General features: G+C 68.0%; 18 protein-coding genes. 12 read left to right on the top strand and 6 right to left on the bottom strand.

The window, feature by feature from the left end; translation table 11 throughout:
• Positions 1 to 4 precede the first annotated feature (4 nt).
• The 12 genes from hutH to ACAM51_RS02525 all read left to right on the top strand — a co-directional run bounded on the left by hutH (position 5) and on the right by ACAM51_RS02525 (position 12,037).
• On the top strand, positions 5 to 1,546 hold the full coding sequence (gene hutH, locus ACAM51_RS02580) for a histidine ammonia-lyase (protein WP_218294733.1): 1,542 nt from the start codon (positions 5 to 7) through the stop codon (positions 1,544 to 1,546).
• A 52-nt stretch (positions 1,547 to 1,598) separates the two neighbouring features.
• Positions 1,599 to 3,323, top strand: coding sequence for a urocanate hydratase (hutU, locus tag ACAM51_RS02575; RefSeq protein ID WP_369642649.1), 1,725 nt, complete (start codon positions 1,599 to 1,601; stop codon positions 3,321 to 3,323).
• 109 nt (positions 3,324 to 3,432) lie between these two features.
• Entirely contained in the window at positions 3,433 to 4,179 is a 747-nt protein-coding gene (locus tag ACAM51_RS02570; RefSeq protein WP_369642648.1) for an IclR family transcriptional regulator, read from the top strand.
• Positions 4,180 to 4,210: 31 nt separating this feature from the next.
• On the top strand, positions 4,211 to 4,960 hold the full coding sequence (locus tag ACAM51_RS02565) for a transporter substrate-binding domain-containing protein (protein WP_218341087.1): 750 nt from the start codon (positions 4,211 to 4,213) through the stop codon (positions 4,958 to 4,960).
• 26 nt (positions 4,961 to 4,986) lie between these two features.
• The gene (locus ACAM51_RS02560; protein ID WP_218341088.1) at positions 4,987 to 5,655 is read left to right on the top strand and encodes an amino acid ABC transporter permease; all 669 of its coding nucleotides are present in this window, start codon (positions 4,987 to 4,989) and stop codon (positions 5,653 to 5,655) included.
• Positions 5,652 to 6,446, top strand: a complete 795-nt coding sequence (locus ACAM51_RS02555; protein ID WP_255591477.1) for an amino acid ABC transporter ATP-binding protein — start codon at positions 5,652 to 5,654, stop codon at positions 6,444 to 6,446. The genes ACAM51_RS02560 and ACAM51_RS02555 overlap by 4 nt, the downstream gene beginning before the upstream one ends.
• A 54-nt stretch (positions 6,447 to 6,500) precedes the next feature.
• Positions 6,501 to 7,370, top strand: coding sequence for a phytanoyl-CoA dioxygenase family protein (locus ACAM51_RS02550; protein WP_369642647.1), 870 nt, complete (start codon positions 6,501 to 6,503; stop codon positions 7,368 to 7,370).
• A 17-nt stretch (positions 7,371 to 7,387) separates the two neighbouring features.
• Positions 7,388 to 8,005, top strand: coding sequence for a HutD family protein (locus tag ACAM51_RS02545; protein ID WP_369642646.1), 618 nt, complete (start codon positions 7,388 to 7,390; stop codon positions 8,003 to 8,005).
• A 90-nt stretch (positions 8,006 to 8,095) separates the two neighbouring features.
• Complete coding sequence (hutI, locus tag ACAM51_RS02540; RefSeq protein WP_369643914.1) at positions 8,096 to 9,394, top strand: imidazolonepropionase; 1,299 nt, start codon at positions 8,096 to 8,098, stop codon at positions 9,392 to 9,394.
• Positions 9,384 to 10,781, top strand: coding sequence for a formimidoylglutamate deiminase (locus ACAM51_RS02535; protein WP_369642645.1), 1,398 nt, complete (start codon positions 9,384 to 9,386; stop codon positions 10,779 to 10,781). The genes hutI and ACAM51_RS02535 overlap by 11 nt, the downstream gene beginning before the upstream one ends.
• Positions 10,782 to 10,811: 30 nt before the next feature.
• Complete coding sequence (gene hutG / locus ACAM51_RS02530) at positions 10,812 to 11,633, top strand: N-formylglutamate deformylase (protein ID WP_369642644.1); 822 nt, start codon at positions 10,812 to 10,814, stop codon at positions 11,631 to 11,633.
• 194 nt (positions 11,634 to 11,827) lie between these two features.
• Complete coding sequence (locus tag ACAM51_RS02525; RefSeq protein WP_218294742.1) at positions 11,828 to 12,037, top strand: hypothetical protein; 210 nt, start codon at positions 11,828 to 11,830, stop codon at positions 12,035 to 12,037.
• Between the two features lie 39 nt (positions 12,038 to 12,076).
• Here ACAM51_RS02525 and asd read toward each other — a convergent pair whose 3' ends face one another.
• The 6 genes from asd to ACAM51_RS02495 all read right to left on the bottom strand — a co-directional run bounded on the left by asd (position 12,077) and on the right by ACAM51_RS02495 (position 17,065).
• Entirely contained in the window at positions 12,077 to 12,928 is an 852-nt protein-coding gene (gene asd, locus ACAM51_RS02520) for an archaetidylserine decarboxylase (protein ID WP_369642643.1), read from the bottom strand.
• 63 nt (positions 12,929 to 12,991) lie between these two features.
• Complete coding sequence (locus ACAM51_RS02515; protein ID WP_369642642.1) at positions 12,992 to 13,705, bottom strand: ABC transporter ATP-binding protein; 714 nt, start codon at positions 13,703 to 13,705, stop codon at positions 12,992 to 12,994.
• 1 nt (position 13,706) lies between these two features.
• Positions 13,707 to 14,483: an ABC transporter ATP-binding protein gene (locus tag ACAM51_RS02510; RefSeq protein WP_218341094.1), complete on the bottom strand. Its 777-nt coding sequence runs from the start codon at positions 14,481 to 14,483 to the stop codon at positions 13,707 to 13,709.
• Entirely contained in the window at positions 14,473 to 15,477 is a 1,005-nt protein-coding gene (locus tag ACAM51_RS02505; protein WP_218294746.1) for a branched-chain amino acid ABC transporter permease, read from the bottom strand. The genes ACAM51_RS02510 and ACAM51_RS02505 overlap by 11 nt, the downstream gene beginning before the upstream one ends.
• 64 nt (positions 15,478 to 15,541) lie before the next feature.
• On the bottom strand, positions 15,542 to 16,405 hold the full coding sequence (locus tag ACAM51_RS02500; RefSeq protein ID WP_218294747.1) for a branched-chain amino acid ABC transporter permease: 864 nt from the start codon (positions 16,403 to 16,405) through the stop codon (positions 15,542 to 15,544).
• A gap of 18 nt (positions 16,406 to 16,423) precedes the next feature.
• Positions 16,424 to 17,065: a LysE family translocator gene (locus tag ACAM51_RS02495; RefSeq protein WP_369642641.1), complete on the bottom strand. Its 642-nt coding sequence runs from the start codon at positions 17,063 to 17,065 to the stop codon at positions 16,424 to 16,426.
• Between the last annotated feature and the right edge of the window lie 81 nt (positions 17,066 to 17,146).

The raw sequence follows: 17,146 nt of genomic DNA, 5'->3' as shown, positions 1-17,146 counted from the left end.
CGCCATGACAAAAACCACCGCTTCCTCCCTGATCTTGCACCCCGGCCGGGTTACGCTGGCTGAATTGCGCAGCATCCACGCCGCGCCCGTGCAGCTGTCGCTGGACCCGTCCGCGCGTGCCCTCATGCAGGCGTCGCTGGCCACGGTGCAGCGCATCGTGGATGAAGACCAGGTGGTCTACGGCATCAACACCGGCTTCGGCAAGCTCGCCAGCACCAAGATCGCCCACGAGCGCCTCGCCGAGCTGCAGCGCAACCTGGTGCTGTCGCACAGCGTGGGCACGGGCGATGCGCTGCCCGATCCCGTGGTGCGCCTCATCCTGGCCACCAAGGCCATCAGCCTGGCGCGTGGGCATTCGGGCATCCGTCCCGAGATCGTGGATGCGCTGCTGGCCATGGCCAACGCCAACGTGCTGCCCGTGATTCCGGCCAAGGGTTCGGTGGGCGCGTCGGGCGACCTGGCGCCGCTGGCCCACCTGGCCTGCGTGTTGATCGGCGAAGGGCAGGCCAAGGTCGATGGCACGGTGGTGTCTGGGGCCGAGGCCATGCGCTCCATCGGCCTTGCGCCGTTCGTGCTGGGCCCCAAGGAAGGGCTGGCGCTGCTCAACGGCACGCAGGTATCCACCTCGCTCGCGCTGGCGGGGCTGTTCGGCGCGGAGAGCGTTTTCGCCGCCGCGCTGGTCGCAGGCTGCCTGTCGCTCGAGGCCATCAAGGGCTCGGTCAAGCCGTTTGACGCACGCATCCACGAGGCGCGCGGCCAGGCGGGGCAGATCGCCGTGGCGGCCGCCGTGCGCGCATTGCTGGATGGCAGCGCCATCGACCCTTCGCATCCCCACTGCGGCCGCGTGCAGGACCCGTACTCCATCCGCTGCGTGCCGCAGGTGATGGGCGCGTGCCTCGATAACCTGCACCACGCCGCGCGCGTGCTGGCCATCGAGGCGAACGCCGCGTCCGACAACCCCCTGGTATTCGACAACGGTGACGTGATCTCGGGCGGCAACTTCCACGCCGAGCCCGTGGCCTTCGTGGCGGACATCATCGCGCTGGCCGTGGCCGAGATCGGGGCCATCTCCGAGCGCCGACTGTCGCTGCTGCTCGACCCGGGCCTGTCGGGCCTGCCGGCCTTCCTGATCCGCGACAGCGGCGTGAACTCGGGCTTCATGATCGCCCAGGTCACCGCCGCCGCGCTGGCGGCCGAGAACCAGTGCCTGGCCAACCCCAGCAGCGTGACCAGCCTGCCCACGTCGGCCAACCAGGAAGACCACGTTTCCATGGCCACCTACGGCGCACGCCGCCTGGGCGACATGGTGCGCAATGCGGCGGTGATGGTGGGCATCGAGGCCATGGCCGCCGCGCAGGGCATGGAGTTCGACCGCAGCCTGAAATCTTCTGTGCTCATCGAAGACCAGTTCGCTGCCATCCGCCAGCGCGTGGCCTACCTGGAGCAAGACCGCTTCCTGGCCACCGACATCGAATCCATGCGCGAATGGGCCTCGGAGACGCCATGGCCCGCGCCGCTGCTGCAGTGCCTGCCCAGCCATTCCTGATTTTTTCCTTTCTTTCTCTCTTTGCCACGCCACCCATTCACAGGAGCCCACCATGAACGCCAACGACGCCATCATTGCAGCCGCTTCCAACACCGATCCCCGCCACGACGCCAGCCGCGTGATCCGTGCGCCGCGCGGCAGCCAGCTCACCTGCAAGAGCTGGCTCACCGAAGCCGCCTACCGCATGATTCAGAACAACCTGGACGCCGAAGTCGCCGAGCGCCCGCAGGACCTGGTGGTGTACGGCGGCATCGGCCGCGCCGCGCGCAACTGGGAGTGCTATGACCAGATCCTCGCCTCGCTCAAGGACCTGAACGACGACGAAACCCTGCTCATCCAGTCCGGCAAGCCGGTGGGCGTGTTCAAGACCCATGCCAACGCACCCCGCGTGCTGCTGGCCAACTCCAACCTGGTCCCCAAGTGGGCCAACTGGGAGCACTTCAGCGAGCTGGACCAGAAGGGCCTGTTCATGTACGGCCAGATGACCGCTGGCAGCTGGATCTACATCGGCACGCAAGGCATCGTGCAGGGCACGTACGAGACCTTTGCCGAAGCCGGCCGCAAGCACTATGGCGGCTCGCTCGAGGGCAAGTGGATCCTGACCGCGGGCCTGGGCGGCATGGGCGGCGCGCAGCCGCTGGCCGCCACCTTCGCGGGCGCGGTGTCGCTCAACATCGAATGCCAGCAAAGCAGCATCGACTTTCGCCTGCGCACGCGCTATGTGGACAAGCAGGCGCGCGACATCGACCATGCGATCGAACTTATTCAGCAGCACACGGCGGCCAGGGAGGCCATCTCCATCGCTCTGCTGGGCAATGCGGCCGACGTGCTGCCTGAACTGGTGAAGCGCGCCCAGGCGGGTGGGTTGAAGCCCGACCTCGTCACCGACCAGACCTCCGCCCACGACCTCGTCAACGGCTACCTGCCCGCAGGTTGGACGGTGGCCCAGTGGCGCGCCGCGCAGCAGGATGTGACGCAGCACGAGGTGCTGAAGAAGGCCGCTGCCAAGTCCTGCGCCGTGCATGTGCAGGCCATGCTCGACTTCCAGCACATGGGCATCCCGGTGGTGGACTACGGCAACAACATTCGCCAGGTGGCGTTTGACGAAGGCGTGAAGGACGCCTTCGACTTTCCCGGCTTTGTGCCCGCCTATATCCGCCCCCTGTTCTGCGAAGGCAAGGGCCCGTTCCGCTGGGTGGCGCTGTCGGGTGACCCGGAAGACATCCGCAAGACCGACGCCAAGATCAAGGAGCTGTTCCCGGAGAACAAGCACGTGCACCGCTGGCTCGACATGGCGGGCGAGCGCATCGCCTTCCAGGGCCTGCCCGCGCGCATCTGCTGGCTGGGCCTGGGCGAGCGCCACATCGCGGGCCTGGCCTTCAACGAGATGGTGAAGAGTGGTGAGCTGAAGGCGCCCATCGTGATCGGCCGCGACCACCTCGATACCGGCAGCGTGGCCAGTCCCAACCGCGAGACCGAAGGCATGAAGGATGGCACCGACGCCGTGAGCGACTGGCCGCTGCTTAACGCCTTGCTCAATACCTCGGGCGGCGCCACCTGGGTCAGCCTGCACCACGGCGGCGGCGTGGGCATGGGCTACTCGCAGCACTCGGGCATGGTCATCGTGGCCGATGGCACCGATGCGGCGGCCGAGCGCCTGGCGCGCGTGCTGGTCAATGACTGCGGCAGCGGCGTGATGCGCCATGCCGACGCAGGCTACGAACTGGCCGTGGAAACGGCGAAGAAGCAGGGCCTGAACCTGCCCATGGTGAAGTGAAACAGCGTCGGCAAGGAGGTGTGACAGGGATGTGAAAAAAGGGAACGGCATTCCCATTCGGTGGGAATGTTGGGTTTGAATGCCGCTGCAATCCTTTGATACTGAGTCCATGCCCACCCGTGGACCGACCTCCGTTGCCGCCGCCGACCGTGTTCTGCACGTGCTGGCGGTGCTGGCGCAGCATGGCCAGCCCATGTCGGCCGCCGAGCTGATGGAGGCCACGGGCCTGGCGCGCAGCACGCTGTACCGGCAACTCGCGCGGCTCAAGCTGTGGGGCTTCGTACTGGAGAGCAGCGGGCACTACGCGCCCGGGCCGCTGAGCCTGCAACTGGCCCTGGGCTTTGACATGGCGTCGCACCTGGTGCACCACGCGCGGCCGGACATGCAGGCCCTGGCCCGGCAGTCCCACGAAAGCGTGGGGCTGGTGGTGGCCGTCAACGACAGCGTGGTATGCCTGGACATGGTGGACAGCACGCAGGCCCTGCGCTGCTCGTTCGAAAAGGGGCGCAGCGTACCGCTGCGCGCCGGCGCCTCCGCCAAGTGCCTGCTGGCCCATGTGGCCCCGGCCACGCGCAATGCCATTCTGGACCTGCACTACGGCGCGGGCACCCCCGAGCGCCAGGCGGCGCTGGCCGAGCTGGAAGGCATTGCCAAGGCGGGCTACGCCGTCAGCTCCGGCGAGGTGGATGCCGGTGTCTGGGGCGTCAGCGTGCCCGTGTTCGGCTCTCCCCGGCAGGCCGCGGGGGCCATCACCCTGATGGCCCCGATCTTGCGAGCCCAGGGGCAGGAGGCCGCGCTCACCGGCATGGCCGTCATCGCCGCCGCGCGCATCTCCCGCCAGCTCACTTCTCCCTGATTTCCCTCACCCCTCCCCAGGAGCTTTCCCCATGAACCTTCGTCGCAACCTTCTTCTGGCCAGCCTGGCCGCCGCCGCCTTTTGCACCACGGGTGCGCAGGCCCAGGACAACGTCCTGCGTGTGGGCACCGATGCCACGTTCCCGCCCATGGAGTTCGTCGAGAATGGCAAACGTACGGGCTTTGACGTCGAGCTGGTGGAAGCGATCGCCAAGGCCATGGGCAAGCAGGTCGAATGGGTGGACATCGACTTCAAGGGCCTGATTCCCGGCCTGATCTCCAAGCGCTTCGACATGGCGGTATCGGCCATCTACATCACCGACGAGCGCAAGAAGGTGGTGGACTTCACCGACTCCTACTACGCCGGCGGCCTGGTGGTGATGGTGAAGGCCGACAACAAGACCATCCACAAGCTCGCCGACCTGGACGGCAAAAAGGTCAGCGTGCAGGTGGGCACCAAGTCGGTGGCATACCTGACCGAAAAATTCCCCAAGGTGCAGCGCGTCGAGGTCGAGAAGAACCAGGAGATGTTCAACCTGGTGGACATCGGCCGGGCCGATGCCGCCGTGACCGGCAAGCCCGCCGCGTTCCAGTACGTGCGCACCCGCCCGGGCCTGCGTGTGCTCGACGAGCAGCTCACCACCGAGGAATACGGCATGGCCCTGCGCAAGGACACGCCCGAGCTGACGAAGGCCGTCAACGGCGCCATCACCAGGCTCAAGGCCGACGGAACCTATGCGGCCATCGTCAAGAAGTGGTTCAGCAACAGCGCTGCCAAGTAAGCCACGGACCGTTGCCGGACTGAACCATGGAACTCGATTTTTCTCCTGTCTGGGCCGGGCTGCCCCAGTTGCTGGCGGGCGCGCTGGTCACCGTGGAAATCACGGCCGCCTCGCTGCTGCTGGGCTGCGTCATGGGCCTGCTGGTGGGCATTGGCCGCCTGAACCCCAGGCGCCGCGTGGTCTACGCCCTGTGCACCGCCTACGTGGCCGCGATCCGCGGCACGCCGCTGCTGGTGCAGCTGTTCATCCTGTTCTTTGGCCTGCCGCAGTTCGGCATCCTGCTGCCTGCTTTCGTGTGTGGCGTGATCGGCCTGGGCATCTACTCGGGCGCCTATGTGTCCGAGGTGGTGCGCGGCGCCATCCAGTCCATCGACAAGGGGCAGATGGAGGCGGCGCGCTCCATCGGCATGTCCTCGGGCCTGGCCATGCGCACCGTGGTGCTGCCGCAGGCGGTGGTGCGCATGATTCCTCCGCTGGGCAATGAGTTCATCGCACTCATCAAGAACTCGGCGCTGGTGTCGCTGCTCACCATCCACGACCTGATGCACGAGGGGCAGAAGATCATCAGCGTGTCGTACCGTTCGCTGGAGGTGTACCTGGCGATCGCGGTGGTGTATTTCATTCTGACCGGGGCCACCACGCTGGTGCTGCGCCGCATGGAACTGCGCCTGCGCGCCGGAGGGATGGTGCAATGAAGACAACGTCTGCAGTGACCGGCGCGAACCCGGCTTCCGAGCCCATCGTGCGCATTCGCAGCCTGCGCAAGTCGTTTGGCAGCCATGTGGTGCTCAGTGGCATCGACTTCGACGTGTTCCCATCGCAAGTGGTGGTGGTCATCGGGCCCAGCGGCTCGGGCAAGAGCACCTTCCTGCGCTGCTGCAACGGCCTGGAGCAGCCCGAGGGCGGCACGGTCGAGATCTGCGGCCGCACGCTGGTGCAGGACGGCCGCATGCTGCCCGACCATGACCTCAACGCGCTGCGCGAGGAGGTCGGCATGGTGTTCCAGTCGTTCAACCTGTTCCCGCACCTGTCGGTGCTCGACAACGTGACGCTGGGCCCACGCAAGCTGCGCGGCCTCTCGCGCAAGGAGGCCGACGAGCGTGCCCAGGCCCTGCTGGCCAAGGTGGGGCTGGCGCACAAGGCGTCGGCCATGCCCGCCAGCCTGTCCGGCGGGCAAAAGCAGCGTGTGGCCATTGCCCGTGCACTGGCCATGGAGCCGCGCGTGATGCTGTTCGACGAACCCACCTCGGCGCTCGATCCGGAGCTGGTGGGCGAGGTGCTGCAGGTCATGAAGCTGCTGGCCAGCGAAGGCATGACCATGATGGTCGTCACCCACGAGATGGACTTCGCGCGCGAGGTGGGCGACGTGGTCGTCGTCATGGACGGCGGTGGCATCATCGAGGCCGGCGCCCCCGCCACCATCTTCACCAACCCCACGCAGGAGCGCACGCGCTCCTTCCTGCAGGCCGTGCTCACCCGCGCCTGAGGCGCTGCGCGGCGCTGTGCACGGTTGCCGTCAACCCCAGAGGAGGAAACCCCGATGTCCCCGCTTTCACCCGTGATGCAGCAGCGCCTGCAAGAGCGCCTGTCCCAGGACGACATTGCCCGCTTCGACCGCGACGGCGCGCTGTGCATCAAGCAGTTGCTCACGCCCGGGGAGGTGGCGTTGCTGCGCGAAGGCATCGACGCCAACCTGGCCGCGCCCAGCCCGCGCGCCAAGGTGGCCAGCCGCCCCGACGACCCGGGCCGTTTCTTCGAGGACTTTTGCAACTGGCAGGACATCCCGCAGTTCGGCCGCTTCGTGCGCGAGACGCCGCTGGCCCTGGCCGCGCAGCGCCTCATGCGGTCGCGCACCGTGCGGCTGTACCACGACCATGTGCTGGTGAAGGAGCCCGGCACGCGCCAGCGCACTCCGTGGCACCAGGACCAGCCGTACTACAACATTGAAGGCCTGCAGAACATCAGCATGTGGATTCCGGTCGATCCGGTGTCGCGCGCGGCCACGCTTGAATTCGTGGCCGGTTCGCACAAGGGGCCCTGGCTCATGCCGCGCACCTTCATGGACAACCAGGCCAAGTGGTTCCCTGAAGGCAGCCTGCAGGACCTGCCCGATGTCGAGGCCCGCCGCGAGGCTTTCCCCATCGTCGGCTGGGAGATCGAGCCCGGCGATGTGGTGTGCTTTCACATGCTCACCCTGCACGCCGCGGGCGGGGTGGAGGGCGTGAACCGCCGGCGCGTGTTTTCGGTGCGCTTTCTGGGCGACGACATCCGCCACGCCCCCCGGCCCTGGAAGACCTCGCCCGAGTTTGCGGGCCTGACCGACGTGCTGCCCGCCGGAGCCGAGATGGACCACGCGCTGTTTCCGCTGCTGGTGGCCGAAGCGGTGCAGGCCGGGGAGGGTGCGCGATGAGCGGGGCACCGATGGGGATGCCAGTCTTCTTTGACCTTGCCGCCACCCCCGCCACGCCCTGGAAGAATGGCGGCGGCAGCACGCAGGAACTCGCCTGCTGGCCGCCGGGAGCGGACATGAACGCCTTCGAGTGGCGGGTCAGCCTGGCCACGGTCGACCGGCCCGGCCCGTTCTCGGTCTTTCCGGGCATCGACCGCCAGATCATGCTGCTGGGAGGCGACGGCCTGCACCTGCGCGGCCCGGGCTGGGAGCACGGGCTGGACCAGCGCTGGCAGCCGTTCGCCTTCCCGGGGGACGACGCCGTGGATGGCGCCATGCTGGGCGGCACCTCGAAGGACTTCAACCTCATGCTGCGCCGGGGCGCCTGGCACGGCGCCCTGCAGGTGGCAGGCGAGGCGCGGGCGCCCGCGGGCGTGCACGCCGGCCTGTGCATGGTGCTGCAGGGTGGCTGGCGATGGGTGCCGGGAGAGCAGGGCGGCGAGCCCCGCGTGCTGCACGCAGGGCAGGGCTTCTGGTGGGTGCAGGAGGGTGCTGCCTTGCAGGGGCGCCTGGAGCCCGCCCATGGCGGCAGTGCGGCGGATGCGCCGGCGCTGGCCTGGATCGCGCTGGAGCGTGGTTCCAGAACGGAATTTTGATAAAAATGGCCTCTGGCGCTTGCTGAATAAGCGCTGGCAGCTATTGTTTGCATAGCAATTGATACCATGAACCTTCCGGCAGACAAGCAGATGCAGCAGGCGCGGCCCGGTGTCCCGGCCGGCGAGAGCGCCGAGGGCGTGTGGGTGAATCTGAAGCCCGTGGCCGGACTCGTGGCGGCCGATGTGCCCGTGCCCGAGGGCGAACCCACCTGCGTGGTGGTGCAGGACGGCCGCATGGCCTGGATCGGGCCCGAGGCGCACCTGCCGCCGGCCTTCCATCCCCTGCACCGCTGGGATGGGCAGGGCGCGCTGGCCACGCCCGGCCTCGTGGACTGCCACACCCACCTGGTCTACGGCGGCCAGCGCGCCAACGAGTTCGCGATGCGGCTGGCGGGTGCCACGTACGAAGAAGTGGCCAGGGCGGGTGGCGGCATCGTGTCGTCGGTGAAGGCCACGCGCGGGGCGTCGGAAGACGAGCTCTTTGCCCTGGCCGCTCCGCGCCTCTCGGCCCTGCTGGACGAGGGCGTGTGCGCCATCGAGATCAAGTCCGGCTATGGGCTGGCCCTCGCGCACGAGCGCAAGCAGCTGCGCGTGGCCCGCCGCCTGGGCGAGGCATTCGGCGTGACGGTGCGCACCACCTTTCTGGGCGCGCACGCGCTGCCGCCCGAATACGCAGGGCGCAGCCAGGACTACACCGACCTCGTCTGCAACGAGATGCTGCCCGCGCTGGCGGCAGAAGGCCTGGTGGATGCGGTGGATGTGTTCTGCGAACGCATCGCCTTCACGCTGGCCGAGACCGAGCAGGTGTTCCAGGCCGCGCAAAGGCTGGGCATCCCGGTCAAGCTGCATGCCGAGCAGCTCTCGGACATGGGCGGCGCGGCCCTGGCCGCGCGCTACGGCGCGCTGTCGTGCGACCACATCGAACACCTGTCGCAGGACGGCATCGCCGCCATGAAGGCCGCGGGCACCGTGGCCGTGCTGCTGCCGGGTGCCTACTACACGCTGCGCGACACGCACCTGCCGCCCATTGCGCAGCTGCGCGAGGCCGGCGTGCCCATGGCGGTGTCCACCGACCACAACCCCGGCACCTCGCCCGCGCTCAGCCTGCTGCTCATGGCCAACATGGCGTGCACGCTGTTCCGCCTGACGATGCCCGAGGCCCTGGCCGGCATCACCACACACGCCGCGCGCGCGCTGGGCTTGCAAGATTCCCACGGCCTGATCGCATCAGGCAGGCCCGCCAATTTTGTGCTGTGGCCGCTGGGCGATGCGGCCGAGCTGGCCTATTGGTACGGCCACAAGCCCGCTTGCACCGTCGTGCGGCAGGGGCAGGTGGTGGCCGATGGCATGGGCATCCAAACACAGCAGGGGGCCCGCCATGGCGCTTGACGCTTCACACAGCCTTTTTGCGGCCGATGCGCTGCTGCCCACCGGCTGGGCGCGCAATGTGCTGGTGCAGTGGGATGGGGCAGGGCGCATCACCGGCGTGGCCTCCGATGCTGCGGTGCCAGCAGGCACGCCGGTGGCTGCTGGCCCGGTGATCCCCGGCATGCCCAACCTGCATTCGCACGCCTTCCAGCGCGCGTTTGCCGGGCTCACCGAGTACCGGGCAGAAAGCCAGGACAGCTTCTGGAGCTGGCGCAACCTCATGTACCGCTTTGCCGCCCGCATCACGCCCGAATCGCTGGAGGCCATCGCCACCTGGCTGTATGTGGAGATGCTGGAGGCGGGCTACACCTCGGTGTGCGAGTTCCACTACGTGCACCACGACCAGGGTGGCACACCCTATGCCGACGACGCCACGCTGTCGCTGGCCCTGCTGCGCGCCGCCCGCAACGCGGGCATGGGCATCACGCTGCTGCCGGTGCTCTACCAGACCAGCGGCTTTGGCGCCAAGCCACCACGGGCCGACCAGGCCCGGTTCATCCGCAGCACCGGCAATATGCTCTCTTTATTGGAGCGCCTGGCGCCCGCTGCACTGGCGCAGGGGGCCGTTCTGGGCCTGGCCCCGCACTCGCTGCGTGCCGTGCCGCCCGAGAGCCTGACCGCCGCCGTGCAGGGCCTCGCCGCCCTCGATCCCCACGCACCCATCCACATCCACATCGCCGAGCAGACGCAGGAGGTGGACGACTGCATCGCCTGGAGCGGCCAGCGCCCCGTGCGGTGGCTGCTCGACCACGCCCCGGTGGACGAACGCTGGTGCCTGGTGCACGCCACCCACATGACGCCCGATGAATACGCCGGCGCCGCGCGCAGCGGCGCCGTCGCTGGCATCTGCCCCACCACCGAAGCGAACCTGGGCGACGGCATCTTCGACATGCCGCTGTGGCTGCAGCAGGGTGGGCGCTGGGGCGTGGGCTCGGACAGCCATGCCTGTGTGAATGCGGCCGAAGAGCTGTTGATGCTGGAGTACAGCCAGCGCCTGTCACGCCGGCAGCGCAATGTGCTGGCCTCCGCCGCGCAGCCCGAGGTCGCAACCGCCATGACCTTGCAGGCCGTGGCTGGCGGGGCGCAGGCCGCGGGGCGGGCCGTTGGCGGCATCGCGGTGGGCCAGCAGGCCGACATGGTGGCGCTGGACGCGCAGCATGTGGCGCTGCGCGATCTGCCTGCGCACAGCATGCTCTCGGCCCATGTGTTTGGCAGCCACCGGACCTCGGCCATCGGCAGCCTCTGGGTGGCGGGCGTGCGCCGCGTGTCCGGAGGCCGGCATGTACTCCACGAATCGGCGGCCCGGGCCTTTGTGGCAGCCCGGTCGGCCACCATCGCGCCGGATTGAGGCTGTCTTTGTTTTATTTCTGAACCCACCATGACCGACACCGCACCACCTCCGTTTGTCTTTCACCAAGGCACCCAGCCGCTGCTGATCTCCATGCCCCACGCGGGAACCTACGTGCCGCCCGCGCTGGCCGCGCGGTTTACCGAAGAGGCCCGCCAGGTGCCCGATACCGACTGGCACATGGACCGGCTGTACGGTTTTGCGCGCGACATGGGCGCTTCCATCCTGGTGGCCACGCACTCGCGCTACGTGGTGGACCTGAACCGTCCGCCCGACGGCGCGAGCCTCTACCCTGGCCAGAGCGTCACCGGCCTGTGCCCGGTCGATACCTTTGACGACACGCCCATCTACGCCCAGGGCGATGTGCCGGGCGAAGCCGAAGTCGCCGCGCGCCGCGATGCTGTCTGGGCGCCGTACCACGCGCAACTGCGCGCCGAGCTCGATCGCATCCACGCCCGGCATGGCGTGGCCGTGCTGTGGGACGCGCATTCGATCCGCTCGGTGCTCCCGCGCTTCTTCGAAGGCAAGCTGCCGGACCTGAACCTGGGCACGGCCAACGGCGAAAGTTGCGATCCCGCACTGGCCCGGGAGCTGCTGGCCATCGCGGAGGCCGCGGGCGGCTACACGGCGGTGCTCAACGGCCGCTTCAAGGGGGGGCACATCACGCGCCACTATGGCCAGCCGGGGCAGGGCGTGCATGCCGTGCAGCTGGAGATGACGCAGTGCAGCTACATGCAGGAATCCTTGCCGTTCGACTACCTGCCCGACGTGGCGCAGCGCGTGCAGCCGCACCTCGAACGCATGCTGCGGGCCGCGCTGGCATTCGCGCACGCGCGCCAGGCTCCGCGCTGATCCACGGGTCCGCAGGGGCCCCAACGGTGCGGCGGTGTGCCCCTCTGCTCGAATTCTTGTAGCGGCATTGGCCAGGGTGGCGGGGGTTCGGTGCTAGTATGGCTGCAGCGATGGTTCGGAATCGCCCGGCGGGCGCCCCCTGTTTTCACCACCCTGTGCCCGGTCAGCCAATGCGGAAGGAGCCGCACCCCCTCATGGATCCAGCGGCCTACTACTACATGCCCCTTTTCAAGCCCGGAGCCTCCGTGCAATGGGGACAGCAGCGCGAGACGGTCAGCCACGTGGTGGTGCGCCGCAACGCGATGATGATCTACCTGGTGGGGCACGATGCGCCGGTGCACCCCGATGCCCTTCGGGTGGAGCCCACGGCCTTCCACCTCACGCGCGTTCCCGACCGGTTCTGACGCGGCGCCCGGCGCGCCGCCACCGTGGGCTGACGAACCTCAGCGTGCGCCGAACTGCGCCATCGCCTCGCCCAGCTGGATGGGCCGGGCGGGCGCCCACTGCGGGTTGAACTGCAGCGGGCCCTGGGGAAACAGCATCACCACGGTCGAACCCAGCAGGAAGCGCCCCATTTCCTCGCCCTGCCGCAGGCTCACCTGTCCCTGGGCATAGTCCCATTGGCGCGGCGTGCCCGGACGCGGTGGATTCACCTGCCCATGCCATACCGTGGCCATGCTGCCGACGATGGTGGCCCCCACCAGCACCAGCACGAACGGCCCCTGCGCCGATTCAAAGAAGCACACCACACGCTCGTTGCGGGCAAACAGCCCGGGCACGCCGCGCGCCGTGGTGGGGTTCACCGAAAACAGGTTGCCAGGCACATGCACCATGCGCGTGAGCTCGCCCGCGCAGGGCATGTGGATGCGGTGGTAGTCGCGCGGGCTCAGGTACAGCGTGGCGAAGTGGCCGTTGTCAAACCGCGCCGCGGCGGCGGCATCGCCGCCCACCAGCGCGGTGGTGGAGTAGGTGTGGCCCTTGGCCTGGAAGATCTGGTCCTTGGCGATGGGGCCGAACTGGCTGATGGCGCCGTCCACGGGGCAGACCAGGTCGGCCTGCGCCAGCGGGCGGGCACCAGGCTTCAACGCACGCGTGAAGAAGTCGTTGAACGATGCGTAGCTGGCGATGTCAGGGTTGGCCGCCTCGGCCATGTTGACGTTGTAGCGGGCCACGAAGCGGCGGATCACCGAGGTCGTGAGGCCACCCAGCCGGGCCGACGCAAATTTGCCGGCCAGGGTGGTCAGGGCCTGCTTGGGCATGAGGTATTGCGGCAGGACTGCCAGGCGATCAGACACGGGTGGGGCCCTTCAGGAGGAAAGCGGATGATTCTATCGGCGCGGGCTGCCGCCACCGGGGCTTCATACCCCCAGGTACTGCTCCAGCAGCTGCGGCTGCGCATGCAGGGCGTCGGAGCTGCCCTCGAACACCACCTGGCCCTTGACCAGGATGACGTTGCGGTCGGTGATCTGCGTGACGTGTTTCCAGTTCTTGTCCACGATCACGCTGCTGATGCCGCTGTCCTTGATGAGGCTGCAGATGCGCCAGATCTCGCGTGCGATGAGCGGCGCCAGGCCTTCCGTGGCCTCGTCGAGAATGAGCACGTCGGGGTTGGTCATGAGCGCCCGGCCGATGGTCAGCATCTGCTGCTCGCCGCCGCTGAGCTGCTGGCCGCCGTGGCCCAGGCGCTCCTTCAGGCGCGGGAAGGTCTCCAGCACGCGTTCGTAGGTCCAGTCCCGCTGGCCCCGGGTTCCCGCGCGCGCGGCCATCTGCAGGTTCTCGACCACGCTGAGGTTGCCGAAGATGCCGCGCCCCTCGGGCACGTAGGCCACGCCCAGGCGCGACACTTCGAAGGGCGGGCGGCCGGTCATGTCGCGGCCCGCGACGGTCACCGAGCCGGAGCGGGGCTTGACCAGGCCCATCAGCGACTTGAGCAGCGTGCTCTTGCCCATGCCGTTGCGGCCCATGAGGCCGATGGTCTCGCCCTGGCCGACGGTGAAGTCCACGCCGTGCAGGATGTGGCTGGGACCATAGAAGGTGTGGATGCCGCGCGCATCAATCCAGGGAGTCGCCATGTCAGTGATCCTCCCCCAGGTATGCGGCTTGCACCGTGGCATCGGCGCGCACCTCGGGGGGCGTTCCGTGGGCGATGACTTCGCCGTTGACCATCACGGTAAGGTGGTCGGCCAGCGCGAACACGGCATCCATGTCGTGCTCCACCAGCATGATGGCGTGGGCGGGCTTGAGGCGCTGCAGCAGCTCGACCATGCGTTCGGCCTCGGCCACGCCCATGCCGGCCAGGGGCTCGTCGAGCAGCAGCACCCGCGGCTCGGTGGCCAGGGTCATCGCGATTTCGAGCTGGCGCTGCTCGCCGTGGCTCATGGCGCCTGCAATCGCCATGCGCCTGTCCTTCAAGCCAGAAAGCTCGATGGCGCTTTCCAGGCGGGCGTGGGTAGCTCTGTTTTTGATAGTGTTGGCGCGCGTGTCCTGCCACCAGCGCAGCGGATTCCAGGGCTGCTGCGCATCGCGCGACTGGGCGGCCAGGCGCACATTTTCGTGCACCGTGAGCGGCAAGAAGATGTTGGTCTTCTGGTAGCTGCGGCCCAGGCCCTGGCGCGAGATGCGCTCGGGGGCCCACCCGGTCACCTCGGTGCCGCCAAGCTGCACCATCCCGGAGGTGGGCGCCAGGTCGCCCGAGAGCAGGTTGGTCAGCGTGGACTTGCCCGCGCCGTTGGGGCCGATCACGGCATGGATGCGGCCACGCCACAGGTCCAGCGACACTCCGTTGACTGCGGCCAGGCCGCCGAACCGCTTGGTGAGCTGGCGGGCCGAGAGCAGGGTTTCATCGGCCATGGTGCGGACCCTCCTCCTGCGCCCTGGCGGCCCGGCGCTGCCCCAGCATGCCCAGCAGCCCGCGCGGCGCGGCCACCACCACCAGCACGATGAAGCTGCCCATCAGCAGCTGCCAGTGCTTGGTGATGTCCTTGAACACGTGCAGCAGGTACTCGAACGCGAAGGCGCCCACGATGGCGCCCGCGAAGTTGCCCATGCCGCCCAGGATGATCATCATGATGGCGTGGGCACTCATGTGAAAGCCCATCAGCTCCGGGTTCACATAGCCCGTCTGCGCGCCCCACAGGTAGCCCGCCAGCCCCGCGAGCGCACCCGCCACGGTGAAGGCGGTGAGCTTGTAGCCGCGCGTGCCAAAGCCCATGGCGCGCATGCGGTGCTCGTTGATGCGGATGCCCGAAAGCGCGCGGCCCAGCGGACTCCAGAGCAGGCGGCGCAGCAGCACATAGACGATGACCACCAGGGCGAGGGTGAAGTAGTAGAAGGTCTTGCGGCCTTCCAGGTCGAACGGCAGCCAGCCGAAGATGGAGGCGTCGGGCCGGAAGTTGATGTACAGGCCATCCGAGCCGCCCAGGACCTTGTTGTCGAAGAACAGATAGAACACCATCTGCGCGAACGCCATGGTGACCATGATGAAGTAGATGCCGTGCGTGCGCACCACGAAAAAGCCGATGAACAGCGCCACCAGCCCCGCGCCGGCCACGGCCAGCGGCAGCGACCACCACAGGCTCACCGGCATGTCGGCGGGCGTGAGGAACGCGAGCGCGTAGCCCGCCACGCCAAAGTAGGCGGCATGGCCCAGCGAGACCAGGCCGGTCACGCCCTGCAGCAGGTCCAGGCTCATGGCGAAGATGGCCATGATCATCATGCGCGTGACCATCTGCACGTAGAAGTCGCTGCCGACGACCGGGAACAGCAGCAGCGCAGCCAGCCCCAGTGCCAGGGCGAATTGCACGCTGCGCGGCAGCACCTCGATGTTGGCGCGGGGCGTGCTCATGCGCTGCCGCCGGGGCGCCCCGGGGCGGGCAGCGAAATACACGAAGTGATGAACGTGGGGGGCATCATTGCTTGAAAAGACCTTCAGGTTTCCACAGCAGCACAGCCGCCATCAGCATATAGACCAGCATCCCGGCCATGGAGGGCAAGAGCACCTTGCCGAATGTATCGACAAAGCCCACCAGCAGCGCCGCGATGAGTGCGCCGCGCACGGAACCGATGCCGCCGATCACCACCACCACGAAGCACATGATGAGCACCGAGGAGCCCATGTTGGGATAGACGCTGGACACCGGCGCGGCCACCATGCCCGCGACAGCGGCCAGCCCCACGCCGAGGGCGAACACGATGGCATGGATGAGCTTGATGTTCACGCCCAGCGATTCGGCCATGTCGCGGTTGAACGCGCCGGCGCGGATCTTCATGCCCAGCCGGGTCCTGGAGATCAGCAGGTACAGGGCCAGCGCCAGCGCGATGCAGACCCCGGAAATGAAGAGCCGGTACACGGGGTAGGAAAGGGTGTCGGTGAGCGGGATGGACCATTCCAGCACCGGCGGAATCGCCACGCCGTGCACGTCGTCGCCCCAGAGGATGGAGCGCAGTTCCTCGAAGATGTAGATGAGGCCGAAGGTGAGCAGCACCTGGTCCAGGTGGTCGCGGTGGTAGAAGTGGCGAAACAGCAGCCACTCCAGAGCCAGGCCAAAGACCACGGCCAGCACCGTGCCGCCAAGGATGGCGAGCGTGAGGCTGCCGAAGTAGCCCGACAGCGAATAGCCCAGGTAGGCTCCCAGCATGTAGAAGCTTCCATGCGCGAGGTTCACCACGCCCATGATCCCGAAGATCAAGGTGAGGCCCGCCGCCAGCATGAACAGCAGCAGCCCGTACTGCACGCTGTTGAGCAGCTGGATCAGGAAAGTGGCGAAGTCCATGGCGTGCTGGCGCAAGGGTCAGGCGGCGCGGCGCGTGGCCAGCAGGAGCGCGCCCATCAGCGTGAACAGGCCGCCCGAGACGCGGTTGAACCAGCGCATGCGGATGCCGGAACGCAGCACCGGTGCCAGGCGCGCCACGCCCAGGGCGCACAGCGTGAGCACCGTGAATTCAAAGGCCACAAAGGTGCTTGCCAGCACGGCGAACTGTGGCGCCCACGCCGCTGCCGGATCCAGAAACTGGGGAAAGAACGCGGTGAAGAACAGCAACGCCTTGGGGTTGCTGCCGCCCACGATCAACCCCTGGACGTAGAGCTTGCGCGCAAAGGCCGTGGCCTTGGACTGGTCGCCCTTCGCGGGCATGTGGTCGAACACCGTGGTCTGGCTGCGGAAGGTCTTGATGCCAAGCCAGATCAGGTAGGCCGCGCCCGCGGCCTTGAGCACCCAGAATGCGGTTTCGGAGGCCGCCAGCAGCGCCCCCAGCCCCAGGGCGGACAGCAGCATCGTGCCCAGAACCGCTGTCACGCTGCCTGCCGCCGCGGCCAGGGCCTTGCGCGGGCCGTGCTGCAGGGAACTGGTCATGCACATGAGCATCGTCGGTCCGGGGGACAGGACCAGCAGGGCCACTGCGGCGAGGTAAAGCAGGTAGGTACTGAGCGACATGGAAGGAGGTTCGAGGAAGGTGGCCGCAAAGTCCGGGCGCACGGCAGACGGGCCTGCCCCCGGGCAGCCCCTTGGTGCATT

Origin of the sequence: Acidovorax sp. A79 (assembly GCF_041154505.1) — a bacterium.
In the GTDB taxonomy this organism is placed as follows: Bacteria; Pseudomonadota; Gammaproteobacteria; order Burkholderiales; family Burkholderiaceae_C; genus Acidovorax.
This window is presented reverse-complemented; position numbering and strand designations above follow the sequence as displayed.

Coding starts and splice junctions, on each gene's coding strand:
- hutH (WP_218294733.1), top strand. CDS start 5: ATGACAAAAACCACCGCTTCCTCCCTGATCTTGCACCCCGGCCGGGTT.
- hutU (WP_369642649.1), top strand. CDS start 1,599: ATGAACGCCAACGACGCCATCATTGCAGCCGCTTCCAACACCGATCCC.
- ACAM51_RS02570 (WP_369642648.1), top strand. CDS start 3,433: ATGCCCACCCGTGGACCGACCTCCGTTGCCGCCGCCGACCGTGTTCTG.
- ACAM51_RS02565 (WP_218341087.1), top strand. CDS start 4,211: ATGAACCTTCGTCGCAACCTTCTTCTGGCCAGCCTGGCCGCCGCCGCC.
- ACAM51_RS02560 (WP_218341088.1), top strand. CDS start 4,987: ATGGAACTCGATTTTTCTCCTGTCTGGGCCGGGCTGCCCCAGTTGCTG.
- ACAM51_RS02555 (WP_255591477.1), top strand. CDS start 5,652: ATGAAGACAACGTCTGCAGTGACCGGCGCGAACCCGGCTTCCGAGCCC.
- ACAM51_RS02550 (WP_369642647.1), top strand. CDS start 6,501: ATGTCCCCGCTTTCACCCGTGATGCAGCAGCGCCTGCAAGAGCGCCTG.
- ACAM51_RS02545 (WP_369642646.1), top strand. CDS start 7,388: ATGCCAGTCTTCTTTGACCTTGCCGCCACCCCCGCCACGCCCTGGAAG.
- hutI (WP_369643914.1), top strand. CDS start 8,096: ATGCAGCAGGCGCGGCCCGGTGTCCCGGCCGGCGAGAGCGCCGAGGGC.
- ACAM51_RS02535 (WP_369642645.1), top strand. CDS start 9,384: ATGGCGCTTGACGCTTCACACAGCCTTTTTGCGGCCGATGCGCTGCTG.
- hutG (WP_369642644.1), top strand. CDS start 10,812: ATGACCGACACCGCACCACCTCCGTTTGTCTTTCACCAAGGCACCCAG.
- ACAM51_RS02525 (WP_218294742.1), top strand. CDS start 11,828: ATGGATCCAGCGGCCTACTACTACATGCCCCTTTTCAAGCCCGGAGCC.
- ACAM51_RS02515 (WP_369642642.1), bottom strand. CDS start 13,705: ATGGCGACTCCCTGGATTGATGCGCGCGGCATCCACACCTTCTATGGT.
- ACAM51_RS02510 (WP_218341094.1), bottom strand. CDS start 14,483: ATGGCCGATGAAACCCTGCTCTCGGCCCGCCAGCTCACCAAGCGGTTC.
- ACAM51_RS02505 (WP_218294746.1), bottom strand. CDS start 15,477: ATGAGCACGCCCCGCGCCAACATCGAGGTGCTGCCGCGCAGCGTGCAA.
- ACAM51_RS02500 (WP_218294747.1), bottom strand. CDS start 16,405: ATGGACTTCGCCACTTTCCTGATCCAGCTGCTCAACAGCGTGCAGTAC.
- ACAM51_RS02495 (WP_369642641.1), bottom strand. CDS start 17,065: ATGTCGCTCAGTACCTACCTGCTTTACCTCGCCGCAGTGGCCCTGCTG.